At 54.8% G+C, this 15,312-nt stretch carries 10 protein-coding genes and 1 pseudogene; 1 reads left to right on the top strand and 10 read right to left on the bottom strand.

Annotated elements, in window-relative coordinates; translation table 11 throughout:
• Positions 1–30 precede the first annotated feature (30 nt).
• Positions 31–387 (top strand): MmcQ/YjbR family DNA-binding protein, encoded by a 357-nt coding sequence (locus I2123_RS22270; protein WP_112167862.1) that lies wholly within the window; start codon positions 31–33, stop codon positions 385–387.
• 256 nt (positions 388–643) lie between these two features.
• Here I2123_RS22270 and I2123_RS22265 read toward each other — a convergent pair whose 3' ends face one another.
• The 10 genes and pseudogenes from I2123_RS22265 to I2123_RS22220 form a co-directional block, all read right to left on the bottom strand.
• Positions 644–2,299, bottom strand: a complete 1,656-nt coding sequence (locus tag I2123_RS22265; RefSeq protein WP_112167861.1) for an alpha,alpha-trehalase — start codon at positions 2,297–2,299, stop codon at positions 644–646.
• An 80-nt stretch (positions 2,300–2,379) separates the two neighbouring features.
• Positions 2,380–3,786, bottom strand: coding sequence for an alpha,alpha-trehalose-phosphate synthase (gene otsA, locus I2123_RS22260; RefSeq protein ID WP_213052799.1), 1,407 nt, complete (start codon positions 3,784–3,786; stop codon positions 2,380–2,382).
• A complete protein-coding gene (gene otsB, locus I2123_RS22255; protein WP_414062082.1) occupies positions 3,783–4,616 on the bottom strand; it encodes a trehalose-phosphatase in 834 nt (277 codons plus the stop codon). The genes otsA and otsB overlap by 4 nt, the downstream gene beginning before the upstream one ends.
• A gap of 171 nt (positions 4,617–4,787) precedes the next feature.
• Positions 4,788–5,153 carry a DUF2493 domain-containing protein gene (locus tag I2123_RS22250; protein WP_213052798.1) on the bottom strand — a complete coding sequence of 122 codons (366 nt, stop codon included), beginning with the start codon at positions 5,151–5,153 and terminating at the stop codon, positions 4,788–4,790.
• A 30-nt stretch (positions 5,154–5,183) separates the two neighbouring features.
• Positions 5,184–6,845 carry a Na/Pi cotransporter family protein gene (locus I2123_RS22245; protein WP_244879946.1) on the bottom strand — a complete coding sequence of 554 codons (1,662 nt, stop codon included), beginning with the start codon at positions 6,843–6,845 and terminating at the stop codon, positions 5,184–5,186.
• 130 nt (positions 6,846–6,975) lie between these two features.
• A complete protein-coding gene (gene mgtA, locus I2123_RS22240; protein ID WP_213052797.1) occupies positions 6,976–9,690 on the bottom strand; it encodes a magnesium-translocating P-type ATPase in 2,715 nt (904 codons plus the stop codon).
• Between the two features lie 309 nt (positions 9,691–9,999).
• Positions 10,000–10,245, bottom strand: a complete 246-nt coding sequence (locus I2123_RS22235; protein WP_112167857.1) for a hypothetical protein — start codon at positions 10,243–10,245, stop codon at positions 10,000–10,002.
• Between the two features lie 380 nt (positions 10,246–10,625).
• Positions 10,626–11,306 (bottom strand): oligogalacturonate-specific porin KdgM family protein, encoded by a 681-nt coding sequence (locus I2123_RS22230; protein WP_112167856.1) that lies wholly within the window; start codon positions 11,304–11,306, stop codon positions 10,626–10,628.
• A gap of 75 nt (positions 11,307–11,381) precedes the next feature.
• The gene (locus tag I2123_RS22225; protein ID WP_213052796.1) at positions 11,382–13,550 is read right to left on the bottom strand and encodes a right-handed parallel beta-helix repeat-containing protein; all 2,169 of its coding nucleotides are present in this window, start codon (positions 13,548–13,550) and stop codon (positions 11,382–11,384) included.
• An 89-nt stretch (positions 13,551–13,639) separates the two neighbouring features.
• Positions 13,640–15,206, bottom strand: a pseudogene (locus tag I2123_RS22220) (MFS transporter).
• Positions 15,207–15,312: the final 106 nt, after the last annotated feature.

Genomic DNA, 15,312 nt, shown 5'->3' with positions numbered 1-15,312 from the left:
AGTCAGCACCGGTGATACATTGGAGTATTTATGAAACGAGAGACGCTATTCAGTTACGCTCAGGAACATTTTAACGCAGAGCCGGAATATCTCTGGCGTAACCTGCCGGATTACGCAGTACTTCGTCATCATAATGGCGATAAATGGTTCGGTATCGTGATGAATGTACCTGGCACAAAACTGGGGCTGGAAACGGATGATAAAATCGACATTCTCGAAGTGAAGGTCAGGCCGGAGCACATCGGCTCATTACGTCAGAAAGAAGGCATTTTGCCTGGGTACCATATGAATAAAGAACATTGGGTCAGCGTGATCCTTTCCGGATCGCTATCTGCAAAGGAAATTCTTGAGCTGCTTGCTGACAGCCATGAGCTGACCACAGGATAAATGTCCCCTTACAGAAGGGCTAGATAGGCAGATTCACACAATTGCAAAAGGACGCGCGGCGCCAACTCAAGCCCTAAGTGACTTGCCTCTTTGGTCTGAGTGCGCGCTGCCGCGTGAAATAACCCTCTGATTTGTATAACCCCGGGCTTTTATTTGGCTGTGTTATCAGATAATAAATAAAGGTGACCAGCAATAGTCCTGAGCAAAAGGCAGGGGAATCGTTGTTGTATCCCCTGACCTTTTTGCCCATCAGCCGTTATTCATAATTCTCGCCATACAACCCGATCAGCCTGCGCACCACACCGTTGGTCCAGCCGAAACCGTCCTGAAGCGGATACTCCCCGCCGCCACCGCCGCGCGATGCATCGCCGGAGATGTGGTATTTTTCGATCAGTTTATGATGCTGCTGATAATACTGATTTACGGTTTTCAGCCAGCTGCGGGCGATGAGATCCCCCAGCGCGTCGTTGCCGTACAGCTTAAAGCCCTGGATCGCCATCCATTGCAGCGGCGCCCAGCCGTTGGGTTTATCCCACTGTTCGCCGGTGTCATATTCAGTCGCCATGATGCCGCCCGGTGTGAGCAGGCGGTTTTTCACTGCGTCGGCCAGCCGTTCAGCCTGCGCATGCGTAGCCAGCCCGACGTACAGCGGTACCACGCTGGCGGCAGAGAACAGTGACATTTGTTGCTGGTGCCAGTCGTAATCGCGGAAGCACCCCTGCTCTTCATCCCACAGATAGCGGTTAACAGCCTCGCGGCGCAGGTCGGCTTTTTCCCGGAACTGTGCAGCGGTGACCTTGTCGCCTTTCAGGCCGGATATGTTGGAGATAGCGCTTTCCAGCTTGTAAAGGAACGCGTTGAGATCCACCGGGATAAACTGCGTGGTGCGGATACTGGCGAGACGGTCGGCGTCACGCAGCCAGCGCGAGGAATAATCCCAGCCGGATTCGGCTCCCGCACGTAAATCGCGGTAAACCTCATTGTCCGGGCGGCTGGAAAGCTTCGCGGTTTCCACATCTTCCCGCCAGGATTCATCGCGCGGTGTATCACGGTCATCCCAGTAACGGTTGAGCAGTGTGCCATCCGGCAGGCAGACCACATGACGATAGGCCTGATTGGGCGTCAATGATTCCGCGCCGTCCATCCAGAAGTCGTACTCCATCAGCAGGTGATCGAGATACCGTTTCGCGCCACGCACGCCATCTTCCTCGAACAGTTCAACCATCAGCGCGAAAATAGGCGGCTGCGAGCGGCTGAGGTAATAAGTGCGGTTGCCGTTGGGAATGTGACCGTAGATTTCGATCATCCACGCGAAATTGTCTGCCATGGTGCGCAGCAGATCGTTACGGCCACTCTCCGCCAGCCCCAGCATGGTGAAGTAGGAATCCCAGTAGTAAGTCTCGCTGAAACGGCCACCCGGCACCACATAAGCCTGCGGGAGCGGTAACAGAGAAGACCACGGCACGTGATCTTCCGGCTGGCGGGTCAGGACAGGCCAGAGCTTGTCGATGTGCTCTTTCAGCGAATCGCCCGGATCGGAAACGTACTCATCACCGTGGTGTGCCGGAAGCGAAAAATGGGCGTCCACAAACCGTTGTAAGTTGAAACCGGGGTGATTTTTGATGCGGCGGTAGCGCAGGAGAATATCCAGCGGATCCATTTTCGGCGGGCAATCGGGAAAAGTTTTGCTGTCTTCAAACAGGTGCGAGGACTGCACGGCGGTAAACAGTTCCAGATAACGGTCGGCGGGCGTCAGCGCATCGGAATGCGGCAGGCCTTCGATCATCTCCGGCTCTGGCTCGGCGTCCATCATTCTTTCGAGGATCAGTTCAATAGGTTCAAGTTCAGTCAGGCGATCGTCTTCCACGTCGAACTCAGTCGGATCCTTCATCTGAATTTTGGTGTTTTCCATATGATACAAGCCTCTGTATTGCTGAAAGAGCGCAACCCGGACTCAGGGCTGCGCCAGAAAGTGGAATGTGACGATGTTATTTACGCCACGGCGTCATGGTCGATGCTGTGGGTAGAGATGGCGTTCAGATCTTTCAGGTAGGTATCGCCCCAGTTGGCGATATCGTTTTTATGCAGGACATTCATCATGTCGTTGTAGCGCTCAATACGCTCTTCCAGCGGCATGGTCAGCGCTTTATCCAGCGCGGCGGCGACGTCATCGCGGTCATACGGGTTGACGATCAGCGCAGCGGTCAGCTCATTAGCAGCACCGGCAAACTGAGAAAGCACCAGCACGCCCGGATCTTTCGGATCCTGCGCGGCCACATACTCTTTCGCCACCAGATTCATACCATCGCGCAGCGGCGTGACCAGCCCGACGTCGGTCAGGCGGAACAGCTTCATCAGCAAACTGCGCTGGAAATGCTGATTGAGGTAAAACAATGGCGTCTGGTTCAGGCTGCCGTATTTACCGTTGATGCGCCCGACTTCGGTCTCAAGCTGATGGCGCAAATCCTGATACGCCTGCACATCACCGCGCGACGTCGGTGCGATTTGTGAATAACGCACTTTGCCGCGATGTTGCGGGAATTTTTCCAGCAGCGCTTCGAACGCCAGAAAACGCTCCGGAAGCCCTTTGGTGTAATCCAGACGTTCACAGGAAATAATGTTTTGCGCTTCACGCAGCTCCTGCTCCATCGCTGCCAGTTTGGACGGCAGTGGCCCTTCAGCCATCTCTTTGATGCTGTCCGGCGCGATGCTGATCGGGTAAACACCAGTGCTGAAGGTGTTACCGAAAGCCTGATGCATATAAGTGCCGGTCGGCTGCAAGGTGGTCAGCTCGCCCAGATTATCGAGAAACGCCAAACGGTCGCCTTCGGTCTGGAAGCCCAGCAAATCGTAATGCGACATCATTTCCAGCAGCTCGTTATGAGGCGGCACTGCGTTGAAGATTTCAGGTGTCGGGAACGGAATGTGCAGGAAGAAGCCGATGCGGTTAGTCACGCCCAATTTACGCAGTGACGCGGCAAAAGGCAGCAGATGATAATCGTGGATCCACAGAATATCGTCAGGTTTAAGCAGCGGCAGCAATCTTCTCGCCAGCAGGTCATTGACACGGCAGTAGCCTTCCCAGGCTTCGCGCTGGTAATCCACCAGGTCGATGCGGTAATGAAGCGCTGGCCAGAGGACGGCGTTGGAGAACTGACAATAATAGAGATCGTAATCGTTCTGATTGAGCGGTACCGAAGCATAAGTAATGCCGTCGTCTTCCACCACGCTCATATCATCATCTTCGTTCTCTGAAATTTCGCTGATTTCACCGTTCCAGCCAAACCACAAGCCGGAAGTATTTTTCAGTGCATCAACGATACCGACGGCAAGACCGCCGGCGGATTTGGTGCCATCAGGGATAGCAATACGGTTTGAGACTACAACGAGGCGACTCATAAACTGGACTCCTTTTCTTCTACATTTTTGTTATTTAGGTGACGTTGTAACATCGCTTGCTCAAGCATTTGTTCAATCCAGCTGTAGACGTCGGTGACTTTCCCGAGCCGGTAGCGCGCATGGCTTGAACCCTCTCCGACTTTCACGGTGATCCCGTGCAGTGCGTTGACGGCCTGAAACCCTTTTTCATCGGTCAGATCGTCACCCACAAATACCGGCGTACGGCCTGCGAACGGCGCTTGCTGCATAAATTCAGTGATGGCCGCGCCTTTATCATTGCCACGCGGTTTGATTTCGGCCACGCATTTCCCGCGTTGTAACATCAGTTGCGGAAACTTCGCCACAGCGGCTTCAGCCAGCGCTAACACCTGCTGCTGAAAATCTGTCGCCTGACGGTAATGCAATGCAAACGCCATTCCCTTGGCCTCAAGCAGCGTGCCGGGCAGTTCGGCCATGCCCTTTTCCAGCATCTGCTGTAAAGGGACCGCGACCTCGTCCGGCAGGCTGACGCGATGCAGATTGCCCGCGCTGTCGCGCAGTTCTGCGCCGTGAACACCGGCGGCCGGGAAGACAAACGGCGTGGCCAGCTGATCCAGCTGCTCAATCGGGCGGCCTGAAATCAGCGCCAAGGCGCCGTTGCTGGCTAAAGATAAGGTTTGCAGATTGTTACGGACATTAACGGGGATACTGACGGCGTCCGGTTCGGGGCAAATTTCTGCCAGCGTGCCATCGACGTCGAAGAAGAAAGCATAATCCCCGCCGTGAATGGCGGGATTCGGGGGTGTTTCCGGGGTAGTATCCTGCGTGCTGTTGGTCAAATTGCTGTTCAAAATGATGCTCCTGTTTGTGAGGCTGAGCACAATCACATGCTGTGCTTCTTGCTTTTACAATCGATTAACTATAGCCCCAATTAAAGGGGCTAAAGGGATTATCGGATTATTCCAGACAGGAGGGTTGGGGCTGCTGATGAAAAAAAGCCCGGCTGACACGCATTTTTCGCGCTAACGCGAGACATCCATTTCCATCACTTTTATGCCCACACGACGGGCAAATTTTATACAATCTGCCGTATCCTCTCCACCGGCAAATGCCAAAATCACATCCGGCTGGCTGTCTTCTATCATGAAAAGGTTACGGCGGATTTCTGCATATTTGCCGTGCAGCGCCCAGTTGGCGGGGTAACGCACGACATGCACATCGGCCTCGCGCGCCCAGCGTTCAATCATTGCGCCAAGCGTCTGATGCCCGCCATGAATCAACACCCGCACCGGCTGAGACTGGGAATGCTGCTGCGAAAATAGTTCCAGCACCCGCTCAACGGTGCGGATATCGGCATAAAAACGCCCGGCGCAAATAAGTACTCTCATCACTGAACTCCCTGATTTTTATTGTTGTTATTACGCTTGGGTCAGCAAGCCGTCATCACTCAGGCGGTCAATTACCGGATAGGCCACGGCGGCAATGTGATGATGTACGCGGCGGTAATCGCGCAGTACGCGCTGAAAAATATCGCCGGATTCCGCCCAGGCATTTTTATCCTCACGCAGCTTTTTAAAATGCTCGCGGCTGGCGGTGGCTTCGATCTGGCGGATCACTTCTTTGCGCGCCACCAGCTGATGCGCGGCGTCCAGGTCTTCGCCAAGGAACGAGGTGACCGCCAGACGCAGGCTGGTCAGGATTTCCGCATGCAGCAGGCCGATGTTATGCAACTCGAATTCGCTGAACAGCTCACCCCGTTGCGCACGACGTGTCGCCAGCTGCGCGAGACTGCTGGAAAGAATGTCTCCGGCGTGCTCGGTGTTTATCACAAACATCAGGATCTCCTGCGCGCGGTCGGCGTCGGAATCGCTCAGCCCGTCCTGTCCCAGATCGGCCAGATAGGCGCGGATCGCCGCACTGAGTCCGTCAAGCTGATGATCCAGCTGGCGAATTTCTGCCGCTGAACGCTTTTCAGGTGCGTGAAACAGCGCGCGAAGCCGGTCGAGCATCATGTTCAGCATGTCGGCGGCGCGCAGCGATTCACGCACCGAGTTGGACAGCCCGATATACGCGATATCCAGTCCGGCTTCGTCGAGATACATCGGCATTCCGCCGTCAACAGCGTGTGCGGCTTCCGGCAAGATTCGCTCAAGCATGCGGGCCATCGGCGCAGTCAGCCCGATGAAGACCACCGCCAGCACGGCGCTGAATGCAGTGTGAAACCCCACCACCAGCTGTGGCGTAGTCAGCGCCAGCCTGTCGGCGAGCGTACTGAGCAGCGGCATCAGCGCCAGTGCCAGCACGCAGCCTGCCCCACGAATAAGCAGATTTCCCACCGGCAGACGGCGTGCGGCGGCGGAACCGGCATTGAGCACCGGCGGCAATGCACCGCCGATATTAGCCCCCAGCACCAGCACCATCGCGGTGACCGGTGTCATCACGCCGGTCGCGGCCAGCGAAGCAATCAGCAAAATCACTGCAACGCTCGAGTGACAAATCAGCGTAAGGACGATCGCCACCAGCAGCGCGATCAGCGTATCGCCCTCAAGCCCCTGCATTACCGCGTGGAAAACCGGGGTCGTTTCGATATGGCCGAGCGTCGCGCCAAGCAGGCTGAGCGACATCAGCATCAGACCGAGGCCAATCAGCGCGCAACCGGCGCTTTCGAAACCGGAATGATCGCGGATTTTAAACACCACGAAGCCGCTCAGCACCAGCAGCGGGACGGCAATCCCGGTGTTGAAACTCATCAGTTGCACGACGAGCGTGGAGCCCACGTTCGCGCCGAGCATCACCGCCAGCGCCGGTGCCAGGCTGAGCGTACCGGCGGCGGTAAAAGACGTCGCCATCAGGCTGACCGCCGTACTGCTTTGCAACAGGCCGGTGATGCCGACGCCAGCCAGCAGCGCCATCCAGCGGTTGGTCAGATGCCGCCCCATCCAGTTGCGCAGTGGTGTGCCAAAACCGCGTTGCAGTGCGGTCGAAATCATATGGGAACCCCATAGCAGCAGCGCGATCGCGCCCGCCAGATGGATCAGCAGCTGGGTTCCGGATGGGTGGGTCATAGTCATAACAGTCATTGGATTGCTCCCCTTTTTCAGGGTTGTCGTTGTTATTCTTTTATGATCAAAAAATGATGGTCAAAAGCTAACAGCTAAATAAAGCGTCAAAGCAGGTGCCGCGATGGGCTGCGGCACCTTGTTCAGCGGATCAGAACCACTGTTTGAAGCGGCGGATATAGAAGGTTTTCATACCCTGCGCGACGCAGCAGTACGCCAGCAGCGTACCGGCCAGCCACGGGAAGTATTCCCACGGCAGCGCCTGCAAGCCGACGATCGGACCCAACGGCGAGAACGGCACATAAATCCCGAACGCCATCACCAGACCGGTCATCATCATCACCGGCCAGGCAGCAGTGCTCTGAATAAACGGGATTTTCTGGGTACGCAGCATGTGCACCACCAGCGTCTGCGACAGCAAGCCTTCCACAAACCAGCCGGACTGGAACAGCGTCTGCATATGTTCACTGTTGGCGCTGAACACGTACCACATCACCGCAAAGGTGGTCATATCGAAAATCGACGAGGTCGGCCCGATCCACACCATAAAGCGGCCAATGTTTTTGGCATCCCACTTACGCGGTTTTTTCAGGAACTCTTTGTCGATTTTGTCCCACGGCAGCGCCAGCTGGGAGATGTCGTACATCAGGTTTTGTAACAACAACTGAATGGCCAGCATTGGCAGGAAAGGAATAAACGCACTGGCGACCAGCACCGAGAACACGTTGCCGAAGTTGGAACTGGCGGTCATGTTCAGGTACTTCATGATATTGCCGAACGTCTCGCGCCCTTTTAGTACGCCCTCTTCCAGCACCATCAGGCTCTTTTCCAGCAGGATGATATCAGCCGATTCTTTGGCAATATCGGTGCCGCTGTCGACTGAAATCCCGACGTCCGCATCCCGCAGCGCAGGCGCATCGTTGATGCCGTCGCCGAGGAAGCCAACCGTATGGCCGTTAGCCTGTAACGCTTTCAGCACCCGCGATTTCTGCAACGGCGTCAGTTTGGCAAACACCGTGCGCTCTTCCACCAGTTGTTGCAGCGCAGCATCGTCCAGCCGCTCGACCTGCGGCCCGAGTACCGGCTCGCCTGGCTCCAGCCCGACCTGACGGCAAATCCGCATCGTCACCACGGCGTTATCGCCGGTCAGCACTTTCACCGCCACGCCAATGTCACGCAGTGCGGCAATCGCCGGGCCTGCGGACTCTTTCGGTGGATCGAGGAAGGTCAGGAAACCGCTGATAATCAGATCATGCTCATCGACGGTACCGTACTGTTTTTTCGCCTCTGCTTTCGCAATGCTGCGCGTCGCTACCACCAGCACGCGGAAACCGTCTTTGTTGTAGTCATTCGCCATCGCCAGCAGCGCATCACGGCGCGAGTCGTTCAGCTCGACCACTTTGCCGTTTTCCTGCATATGGGTGGAAATGCTCAGCATCTCCTCCACGGCGCCCTTACACACCAGCAGGTGATTTTGCTGTTTGTCCTTCACCACAATAGACAGACGACGGCGGATAAAGTCGAACGGCATCTCATCCACTTTGCTGTAACCCTGCGGTTTGACGAAGCCCGGCGTGTTATCGAAGAAGTAGATAACGGCCTGATCCATCAGGTTTTTGATACCGCTCTGGTGATAGCTGTTCAGCCACGCCAGTTGCAGCACGGCGTCATTTTTCTGCCCGTGCGTATCGATATGGTGCTCAAGAATGATTTTATCCTGCGTCAGCGTGCCGGTTTTATCGGTACACAGCACGTCCATCGCGCCCAGATTCTGGATGGCGTTCAGACGCTTCACCACCACTTTGCGCTTCGCCATCGCCATCGCGCCTTTTGCCAGGTTGGCGCTGACAATCATCGGCAGCATTTCCGGCGTCAGGCCCACGGCAACCGCGACGGCAAACAGCATCGCGTCCCACCACTCGCCCTTCATGATGCCGTTAATCAGGAACACCACCGGCACCATCACCAGCATGAAACGGATCAACAGCCAGCTGACGCTGTTCACGCCGCGATCAAACGCCGTTTGCGCGCGGGTGCCGACAATGGCTTTCGCCAGCGAGCCAAAGTAAGTCCGCGGCCCCGTGGCTACCACCACCGCCTGCGCTGTGCCGCTCACCACGTTGGTTCCCATAAAGCAGATGTTCGGGATATCCAGCAGATTTTCGTTTTCAGCCGCCACGTCGCTGGCAGATTTCTGCGCCACGTCGCCGAGGGTGTCGTATTTCTCCACCGGCAAAGCTTCACCGGTCAGCACCGCCTGACTGATAAACAGATCCCGAGATTCAATCAGCCGCACATCAGCCGGGATCATGTCCCCGGCGTAGAGCTGCACGATGTCGCCGACCACCAGTTCGCGCATCGGGATTTCACGCAGTTTACCCGGCTGCCCCGCCGCATCGCGACGCAGCACGCTGGCAGTGGTGCGCACCATGGCTTTCAGCGCTTCGGCAGATTTTGCCGAACGATGTTCCTGCCAGAAACGCACCAGCCCGCTGATGGCCACCATCGCGCTGATGATGTACACCGAGACCAGATCCGTTTCTTCACCGGCACGCAGCGGGAACCAGAAATCAGTGAAGAAGCTGATGACCGCCAATACTGTGAGTACATAAATGAACGGGTTGTTGAACGCTTTCAGTAACTGGATCAGTGCATGAGGCGGCTTGTCGTGCGCCACTTCGTTATAACCTTGTTTCTCCAGACGCTGAGCGGCGCTGGATTGTGTCAATCCTTCACGGGTGGCGTTGACGTTAATCAGCGTCACGGCCACGCCGTTTCTGGCTTCCATCGCAGCACGCATGGAGAGCGCCTGCTTCTTTTTATCCTGGTGTTTAGGATCGAGCGTATTGTTGTTTTGTACAGTCATGGTGGTGCTCCTGTCGCCTTCACGCGTCCGTTTTCGCCGGTTTGCCTTATTACGGGCAGCCGAAAACATTCGCGTTAATTAAGCGATCGGTATTTATCAATTTTTATGCGCAGGACTTCCCGCCGTTTATTATTTCCCTTTCAAAGAGAGAGAAATAAAAACAGAGTGAAATCGATTGTTTGTCTTTTATTTCAGCATGGCTTCGCCGCTCTCTTTATTATTCCGGTAAATTGGTAATAATAAAAAAGACGATGACGGTCAGGCGTCAATAAAGACGAGGTTCAGCGCGGCAAAATGCCACAGGCCGAATCAGGCGGGGGAAAACCGACTTTGTGGTTCTTCGCTGTCAGAAACGATACAACGCTGCTCCAGCTGGCCGGTGACAGGACTGACACGCCAGGTGGTCACAGAGTGATTCATTCTGTTGATTTTAGAAGAAAAAAGGGATGAGGAATCTTTCTTGCGCGCAGCCAGCGTCCTGTCGCGGGACGGGCGGACACGCAAAGTGGATGTCAGCGCTTTGACATCGGCAAAAAGGGTAGATTTGAACTTCATAACACACCTCGGGACCGTGACATTCAGGTTGAGGTGAGGTAACACAAGAGCATCAGGCTCTGGCGAGGCACACCCAAACGATGAAATGACCACAATCGATTTCATGTTTAATATTCCGGCGCGCTATGTCAGCGTCGTCCGGTGAGTTACTAAATACTGTGTCCATTAGTCTCTTATGTATTAGTGGATAAAGGCCGCAACTTCCGGCTCGTGCAATTTACCCATACTGTATATTATTGTCAACCCGCAAAAGCAGTTTAAAATCGTTCGTTTATATTTGAGTGAGGTTTCATGGAAATATAAACGAACTTAAACAACCTTATAACGCCGGTAAGTGTGAACCGACCGGCGTGTCTGTCAGAGGTGTTGACGTTTAACTATCAGAAATTGTATTGCACGCCAAGACGGAACCGCGTCTGGCGTTCGTCGGTGGTTTTACGCACCGAGACATCGCCGATTTGGGCATACGGCGTCCATTGTTTATTAATGTTATAGGCGACTTTTAAATCCTGTTCGTAATCCCATTTATCATTGTCGTATAACACCTGGTCGCTGTGTTTATAAATGTAGTTATATTCGAAGCGCCAGTCGGCAAGACGATATCCCAGCCAGATTTCACCACGATTGGTTTTTCGGTCTTCGGTATTCTCTTTGGTATATCGGGTATATTCATAACGATAACGGGCATTAAAATAGATGCCGCTGTCGAAAGTATATCCGGCGGTTAAAAATGGCTTATAGATGCTGTTATCCGAACTCGATTCCAGCGTAAAACCGGGTTGCAGGAAAAACGCCGGCGTCACTTTATACTGATAGCTGATGGTGCTTTCCGTTCCGTTATCTATAAGATTATTAAACGGTTTATTTGGATTGTCGCCACCGGATTTCCACTTCGCTTCCAGCGAGAAACCAAAGCCGTTGGCAAAGCGGTGTGACACCATCGCCCGGTCTTTATTTTGCTTACTGTCGTCGAGCCATTCATGGCGAAGATCAATAGTGACAGCCTGACTACCGGCGCTGGCCAGCAGCAGACCGCAGAGCAGCAGTCTATTATTTTTCATGTTGTAATAATCCCAGAGATATTGAGTAGTGTTTTTATGTTTGTATTTAAGACTTCAGTCTTATTTTGACTTCATTTATTTCTTTTTAAGAAAATCTTGATAATTAAACGTACCGTCAGGATTACGCGTGACAGGCTCCGGCAATGTCAGGGAGAGATAATCCTGCGGCTGTATTTCTTTTCCGGCGTTATTCACGCTTTTCTGGCTGATGTAAAAATAATTGCTGTCATCAACGTTGCCGCTGACCGCATCGTCGTACCTGCCCGCCGTGGTACGCAGTGAGAAATTGTCTTTGAACACGCCCTGTTTGTCGGCGGTGGTGTAAGGCGACGGGCGGAACAGGAAGTTGAAGCGTTTGTTGTCCAGCGCGCGGTTGTTTTCAATCACCAGTGCGCCCGGATTGAAGTTGTCGGTGAAGCCGTCCATGCCGTTTTCCACCGCCACGTTATGACGGGCGACGTGCGCGACCGGTAATCCTTCGCCACCGAGTTTGAAACCGTTGCTGCCGTTGTGAACCGACAGACTGTTTTCGATAGTGACGCTGCCGTTCGGGCCGTCTTCAATCTTATTGAACAGATCGAAACCGTCGTCGACGTTGTCGTGGGAATAGCAGTTCACCAGACGGTTGCCCTCGCCGACGCGCATTTTCACCGCAAAGCCGTCGGCGTTTTTCCGCCCCGGATCCTGATTCCCCCAGGATTCTGAATTGCTGATCAGATTGTGGCTCGCCCACAATGCGCGACCGATGCCGTCCGGCGAAGCCACCCAAATGCCGGTATCGTCGGCGTGATGTGCTTTAACGCGGTCGATATGATTGTAACTTCCGGCAATATGGAAACTTTTCTTCGTCACAGTAATGCCCTGCACGTTCCAGTAGCTTGCGTCGAGTTTCAGGCCGTTGAACACTACCTTATCGCCCTGCGTTTTGAGGTTTTTCATCGCCTTGTCCGTGCCGCTGGCGGTCGCCGGGATGACGCTGGCCGGATATTCGCCCTCCTCCAGCAAAAGCGTACCGCCCGGTGCCAGCAGATTGACTGCGCTGGCGAAATCCAGCGGATGCGCGCGGGAGCCGTCATTGCCCGCAACGCCCTGCGCGGAGACGTACAATTCATCCGGATTGCTCACCAGCGCCATGCTGACCGGAAATTCCTGCGTCAGCGGCTGGCCGTTCTGTGGCGTGAAGGTTACGCGCAGCGCCGTCGCGGGGCTTTCGGCATGGAAAGGCACGGCGACCACTTCGCCGCCGCGCACGGATTGCTGGCGCAGCAGCGGTTTGCCGCCCTGTTCAATCTGCAACTGCCCGTCACCGTTGGTGCGCAACTGGAAAACACTCTCGCGGCGGGCGATCACCGCCGAGGACATCACCTCAATGCGCGGCTTAAGTGACGGCGTCACGTAGGCTGCGGAGGGCTGCGTATGGGCTTCGCTGAGCGTCAGCTTCGCGTGATTGACGGTAATGCTGGCGTTGCGCGAGGCGAAGAACCCGACGTAATAACCTGTTTTATCGAGCATTGTGATGCGGTCAGCGCCTTCGACGGTTTTCGTCGTCCACTGTTCGCTGCCCTGAGGCGCATACGCGACATCAAATCCGGTGTCCGTGCGTGTCAGGCGCAGGGAGAAATGCGCGGGCGTGGTCAGCGGGTGATAACTTGCGCGCATAATGCCGATGCCTGTATTTCCCCACGGCTGCTGCACGCCCTGTCTGGCGATCAGCGCAACCACCGGCGGATTATCGCCTGTCGCCATCACGCTGTTCATGAGCATATTGGACGCCGCAGGTAATTCCTCGATACCCGGTTTGGTCACCGGTTGGCGCGGCGTACCGAGAATATCGCGCACCAGTAAACCCGCCCCTTCCTGGCCCGCCGGTTTGGCGCCATTTTCCGGGCCAAACTGATTGAGCGTGATGTCGGCTTCCAGCTGGAAATTCACGTCTGCCGGTAAGCGCGTGTAGAAATAGGTTAATCCATCGTGGCTGTTACCCACTTTTCCGCCGCGGCTTTCGAGGGTAAACGGCGTAGTCAGCGGCGTTCCGGCGGCAGGGATCGTTTTACCGTCCGCCAGCCGGGTTTCATTCATGCCGATTTTTTCCGGCAAAACGTTGGTCGCAAAATTTATGTCTGTGGACTGGCCAAAGGTGATGCTGTGCCAGACCAGACTGCCAGTGGCAGGCAATGCGGCGGCCATGCCCTGTGCGCTTGCTCCGAGAGACAGCGCGACAATAAACAGGTGTCGTTCCCACATAGTCGTTTTCATCCTGAATGCGTAAGGCGTCGCTGGCCGGTTTCCCGGCCAGTCGGTTAAGTCATCATGAGTGAGGTAAAACTCAGGGATTACGGGTGCTGCGTGGTGCTCACCATCGGTTTAGGATCGGTTAGCTCAACGGCGGGCGTATCGAAGATTTTGCGACAGACTTCACTATTGCCCCAGCACTGTTCGTACGGATAGCCAATCAGGTTTTCCATGACCGCACGTACGTCCGGTTGGATCTGGCTGATTTCGCCGCCCGCTTTGATACGCGCCACTTCGCCCAGTACCACCAGGTGAGTTTTGCGGTTCAGCTTCATCTGATTGCTGAACACCATCGCCATCAGCGCAAGCGCAATCACCCCGATACAGAACACCATCGCAATGGCAGTAACAGCGCTTTCAGGCTGAGTGTGAGATTTGGACTGGAAGCCGTAGAAACTGAGGATAGCGCCCATCACGAAGACGATGACCGAGCGCATCAGCTTGCCGGAGAAGGTCATAGCACCGGCATAGATGCCTTCACGACGACGGCCAGTGAAGGCTTCGTCAATGTCCGCCAGGAAGGTGTAAACCGTCCACGGAATGTAATACACGCCGCCGGTACCGATACCGAAGATGACGGTGATGGTCAGCATCGCAACCGTCGCGTACTGCTGCGGCAGATGCAGGAAATGCAGCAGGCTGTAGCAGGCGACCGAGAACACCACGATGCCCAGCGCCAGAATGTAAGGTTTGCTGAAACCGTGTTTCACGCAAATCCCGATGAAGATCGCGGTGGAGAACAGTTGCAGAATCGAGTTCAGACTGCTGAGCCCGGCGACCATTGTCGGGTCATATTGCAGAACGAAAATGATGAAGTAAGTGAAGACCGAGGCGAACAGCCATTCCGCACCAAATCCGCACAGGTACATGCCCAGATGTTTGCGGAAAACGCGCAGATGGAAGGTAGATTTCATGTCACGCAGCAGCGTAAGCATGGTTTTGCCCAGGGTCATTTTCTTCTCATCAACGGGCGTGGTTTCTTCTGTCGGACGTTCCCAGGAAGAGAGATAGAGCATGCCAATCGCGACGCATAAGATCACGCCGTAAGTCAGCGCCGTGAAGAAAAACGGTTCGGCGGAGTCTTTTCCGTAGATCAGAATGAACTGACCGGGAATAAACGCGGCGAGGAAATTGGCCACTTTACCGAAAATCGCTTTGTAGCCAGTCAGCTTTGAGCGCGCGGAGAAGTCGGTGGTCATTTCAGTCGCGAGGGTTTCGTACGGCACCATCACCGATGGTGTAAATCAGTTCAAACACCACGTAAGTGGACAAGTAATACCAGAAGCCGAAGCCCTCCACCCACAGCAGCGGGTAGAACATCATCAGCGGAATGCCGAGGAGGATAAAGAAGCGGCGGCGGCCAAAACGTTTGCCGAGGCGGGTTTTGCCGAAGTTATCGGAAAGGTAGCCCATCAGCGGGTTGCTGATCGCATCAATGATGCTGGCGACAGAAAAGATCGCCGAAGCCTGTAACAGCGTCAGCCCACAGAATGTGGTGTAGAAATAGAGCAGCCAGATACCGGCAATGGCCAGCGCACCGCTGCCCAGTAAATTGCCGCCGCCGTACGCCAGCTGATGCCTGAATAAAATCGGTTTTTCTGCGTTCATTGCGTTTCCCGCCCAGAGAGTTTGAATTTATGAACCGGTGTTTCGTTTTTATAGATATTGCGTTTTATATAGGCGGAGTGAATGAATAGATGTGAATTAACTCACA

Source organism: Rahnella inusitata, from assembly GCF_018288855.1.
In the GTDB taxonomy this organism is placed as follows: Bacteria; Pseudomonadota; Gammaproteobacteria; order Enterobacterales; family Enterobacteriaceae; genus Rahnella; species Rahnella inusitata.
This window is presented reverse-complemented; position numbering and strand designations above follow the sequence as displayed.